Source organism: Paracoccus sphaerophysae (genome assembly GCF_000763805.1).
In the GTDB taxonomy this organism is placed as follows: domain Bacteria; phylum Pseudomonadota; class Alphaproteobacteria; order Rhodobacterales; family Rhodobacteraceae; genus Paracoccus; species Paracoccus sphaerophysae.
Window position 1 is genome coordinate 1 of the sequence record NZ_JRKS01000117.1, and the last position, 4,006, is coordinate 4,006.

Annotated in this window: 4 protein-coding genes; 3 read left to right on the forward strand and 1 reads right to left on the reverse strand. The window is 71.3% G+C overall.

The features are described 5' to 3' along the window. Positions 1-128 precede the first annotated feature (128 nt). Genes IC63_RS16540 through IC63_RS16550 form a run of 3 tightly spaced genes read left to right on the forward strand, consistent with a single transcriptional unit; the run spans position 129 to position 3,796 of the window. Positions 129-623 (forward strand): paraquat-inducible protein A, encoded by a 495-nt coding sequence (locus tag IC63_RS16540; RefSeq protein WP_052042347.1) that lies wholly within the window; start codon positions 129-131, stop codon positions 621-623. Next, positions 620-3,046 (forward strand): PqiB family protein, encoded by a 2,427-nt coding sequence (locus IC63_RS16545; protein WP_084116027.1) that lies wholly within the window; start codon positions 620-622, stop codon positions 3,044-3,046. The genes IC63_RS16540 and IC63_RS16545 overlap by 4 nt, the downstream gene beginning before the upstream one ends. A 3-nt stretch (positions 3,047-3,049) precedes the next feature. Beyond that, positions 3,050-3,796 (forward strand): PqiC family protein, encoded by a 747-nt coding sequence (locus tag IC63_RS16550; protein ID WP_052042349.1) that lies wholly within the window; start codon positions 3,050-3,052, stop codon positions 3,794-3,796. Here IC63_RS16550 and IC63_RS16555 read toward each other — a convergent pair. Next, positions 3,793-4,006 (reverse strand): flavin reductase family protein (locus IC63_RS16555; RefSeq protein ID WP_036722650.1); only part of this gene is annotated, 214 nt, incomplete at its 5' end. The two genes, IC63_RS16550 and IC63_RS16555, sit on opposite strands and share 4 nt — an antisense overlap.

Below are 4,006 nucleotides of genomic sequence, written 5' to 3' on the forward strand. Positions count from 1 at the left end.
GCTCAAGGCGCAAGCGGCCGGGCGGATCCCCTCGCAGGCGCTGCTGATCCCCGAGATCGTCGAGCTGGGCGACGGCGCCGACCGGATGCTGGCGGTGGCCGAGGACCTCGACCGGCTGGGGCTGGTGGCTGGCGGGGCTGATCTTCTACATCCCCGCCAACATCCTGCCGATGCTCAAGACCCAGACGCTGGCCGGGCTGCATGGCAATTCCGAGGCGACCATCCTCGGCGGGGTGGTCGATCTCATGCATTACGGCAATTACGGGGTCGCCGCGATCGTCTTCGTGGCCTCGATCATCGTGCCGATCGGCAAGTTCATCGTGATCGCCTGGCTCGCGCGCGTGGCCGGGCGGCCGGCGACGGTCGAGGCCGCGCATACCCGCCTGCGGGCGCTGGAAGCGGTGGAATTCATCGGCCGCTGGTCGATGATCGACGTGTTCGTGGTGGCGATCCTGTCGGCGCTGGTGCAGCTGGGATTCGTTGCCACCATCCATCCCGGCCCGGCCGCGGTCAGCTTTGCGCTGTCGGTTGCGTTCACCATGCTTTCGGCGCAAAGCTTCGATCCGCGGCTGATCTGGCGGGGCCTGCCGTTGCGCGACCGCAAGGACAGAACTGCCGCATGACCGATATTCCGCCTCCTGACCGGACCCCCGCTCAGCCGACCCCAGCCCCCGCCGGCGGCCCGCAGCCTGGCGCGGGGCCGGGGCCGATGCGCCCGGCCAGCCCCGTGCGCCGCACCGCGGCGCGCGCCGCGCGGGCGGGCGTGTCGGTCATCTGGGCGGTGCCGATCATCGCCCTGCTGGTCACGATGGCGCTGGCCTGGAACGCCTATAACAGCCGCGGCACGCTGGTCTCGGTGGCCTTCACCGACGCCACCGGCATCACGCCGGGGGAAACCGCGCTGAAGTTCCGCGAGATCACGGTCGGCACGGTCGAGGCGGTGCGCTTTACCTCGGACCTGCAAAGCGTCGTCGTCGACTTGCGCGTGGACAAGGACATCGCCCCCTATATCGACGACGAGGCCGAATTCTGGATCGTCCGCCCGCAGGTGTCGGCGCAGGGCATCTCGCGGCTCGACACGGTGCTGACCGGCGCCTTCGTCGAGGGCTGGTGGGACGACACGCCGGGGACCACCAACCTGGACATCCACAAGGGCCTGGACCGGCCGCCCCTGACCCGCAGCAACGAGGCCGGGACATGGGTCGTGCTCGCCTCGACCAACGCCAAGGGCATGACCGAGGGCGCGCCGGTGTTCTATCGCGGCGTGGCCGTCGGGCGGATGCAGAACCTGCGGCTGTCGGAAAAGGACGAGAACGTGCTGGCCGACGTGTTCATCGCGGCCCCCCACGACCAGCGCCTGACCACGGCGACGGTATTCTGGGACACTTCGGGCTTTTCGCTGTCGCTGGGCGCGCAGGGCGTGCAGCTGAACGTGAATTCGGTCGCCTCGCTGCTGCAGGGCGGGGCCGAGTTCGCCACCCTCAGCTCGGGCGGGCAGCCGATCCGCACAGGCCATGTCTTCCAGCTGCAGCCCGACCAGCAGACGGCGCAGAACAGCCTGTTCGCCGCCTCGCCCGAAAACGAGCTGCGCCTGAGCGTGCTGCTGCCCGACGCCGTGCGGGGCCTCGCCGAAGGCGCGGACGTGCAGTTCCAGGGGCTGGGCGTCGGCCGGGTCACGGCGCTGTCGGTGCGGGTGACGGACCCCACGGCGGGCCAGCCCGGACAGGTCATGCAGGACATCACCATCGCCGTCTCGCCGCAGCGGCTGGGCCTGCCCGACGACGCCACGCCCGCCGACGCGCTGGCCTTCCTGTCGGTCCGGGTCGCCGAGGGCCTGCGCGCGCGCGTGACCGGCGCGGGATTCTTCGGCACCTCGCTGATGATCGAGCTGACCGACATTCCCGGCGCGCCGCCCGCGCAGATCGTCGCGGACGCCAAGCCGTTCCCTGTCATCCCCTCGGCCCCGGCCGACACCTCGGACATCGCGACCACGGCCCAGGGCTTCCTCAACCGCGTCGGCAGCCTCAAGCTGGAAGAGCTGCTGAAATCCGCCACCGACATGATGAACAGCGTCACCGCCATCGCCTCGTCCCAGGACACCCGCGCGATCCCGGAATCGCTGCGCAAGACCATCGACGCGACCCAGGCAACCGCGACCGAGCTGCGCAGCGCGGTCGAGGAACTGCGCGCGGCCGGCATCGTCGCCAACGTCTCGGAGGCGACGGAAAAGGCTAACCAGATCACCGAAAAGCTGAACGGCGCGGCCGACAAGCTGCCCGGGATCATCGACAGCCTCGACAAGGCCGCGGCCTCGATCCGCGACGTGGATTTCGCCGGCATCGGCACCGAGGCGCGGCAGACGCTGGCCGACGCCCGCGCGGTGATCGGGACCGAGGCCGCCAAGGCGCTGCCGGGCAAGCTGGCCTCGGCGATGGACAGCGTGGGCACGGCGGCGGGCGACATCGGGGCGATCGCCGCGGACCTGAAGGCCGGCCAGATCGGGCCCAAGATCGGCAGGTTCGTCGACGATGCCAGCGCCACGGCGACCTCGATCCGCGAGGCGTCGGTGGACGTACCCAAGATGGTGGACGACATCAGCAGCGCCGCCGCCTCGGTCGACGAGTTCGACTGGTCGGGGATCAGCGGGTCGGCCAAGGGCGTCGTCGACGACCTGCGCGCGATGCTGGGGACCGAGGACGCGGCGCAGCTGCCGCGCAACCTGTCGGACACGCTCAAGGCCGCGTCGGGCCTGCTGAACGACCTGCGCGACGGCAACGCCGCCGGCAGCCTGAATGCGGCGCTGGCCAGCGCCCGGCGGGCGATGGACGAGATCGCGCAGGCCGCCAACACCCTGCCGCAGCTGTCGGGGCGGTTCCAGCAGCTGGCCTCGCGCGCGGAAGCGGTGATCTCGGCCTATGGCGACCGCGGCAGCTTCAACACCGAGACGATCAACACCATGCGCGCGCTGCGCCGCGCGGCCGAGAATTTCGGCAGCCTCGCCGCCACCATCGAGCGCAATCCCCGCGCCTTCCTGCTAGGACGATAGACCATGCGCCCTGCCCTGATCCTTGCCTGCCTCGCGGCCCTGGCGGCCTGCTCCAACCCGGAAAAAACCGGCCGCTACCTGATCGACCCGCCGACCCCGGCGGCGCGGGTCGCCAACAACCTGGGCACGGCCGAGCTGCGGGACGTGTCGCTGCCGGAATATGCCTCGGCCGGCGAGGTGTCATGGCAGACGGCGGACGGGGCGGTGCGGTCGAACCCGCGCAATCTGTGGGCCGACAAGCCGCAGCGCGCCTTCACTTTGACCCTGGCGCGGGCGATTTCGGACATGTCGGGGGCAACCGTCATCGCCGAACCCTGGCCGCTGGCCGAACCGCCCCGGCGCCGGATCGAGGTGCGGGTGGAGAAGGCCTTGGCGCAGCTGGACGGGGTCTATCGCCTGCAGGGGCGCTATTACGTCTCGAACGACAGCGCCGGCGGGACCAACCACGCCCGCAGCTTTGACATCGCGGTGCCGCTGCCGGTGTCCGAGCGCCGGGCCGGCAGCGTGGGGCTGGGCAGCCTCGGCGGCGGCGGGGCGACCAAGCCGCTGACCAGCCCGGCGGCGATTGCCGCGGCGCAGAACGCGGCGATCTCGCAGCTGGCCGAACAGATCGCGGTGCTGGGCGGCCCGGGCGGGACGGTCAAAACCAGCGCCCCGCGCGTCGACCCGATCTTTGCAGGCCTGCCGCCGCTGGAACCGCTGCCGCCGCTGGAGCCGCTGCCCGAGATCAGCTTCGAGCCGGCCAGCTAGACTGCCGAAAGCTTTCCGGGGCTGAACGCCCCGAACCGGCCCGCGGCAAAGACCAGCGGGTGATCGTCCGGCCCCCCGACCGTCACCTGCGCCACCCGCCCGATCAGGACGCTGTGGTCCCCCGCCTCGTGGGCCGCGTAGGCCACACAGTCGAACCGCGCCGCCACCCCCGGGATCACCGGGGGCCCCAGGTCAGAGCGGTCCAGCCCC

Excerpts from the sequence above, each read along its gene's own strand:
- IC63_RS16545 (WP_084116027.1), top strand. The coding sequence starts at position 620 with ATGACCGATATTCCGCCTCCTGACCGGACCCCCGCTCAGCCGACCCCA.
- IC63_RS16550 (WP_052042349.1), top strand. The coding sequence starts at position 3,050 with ATGCGCCCTGCCCTGATCCTTGCCTGCCTCGCGGCCCTGGCGGCCTGC.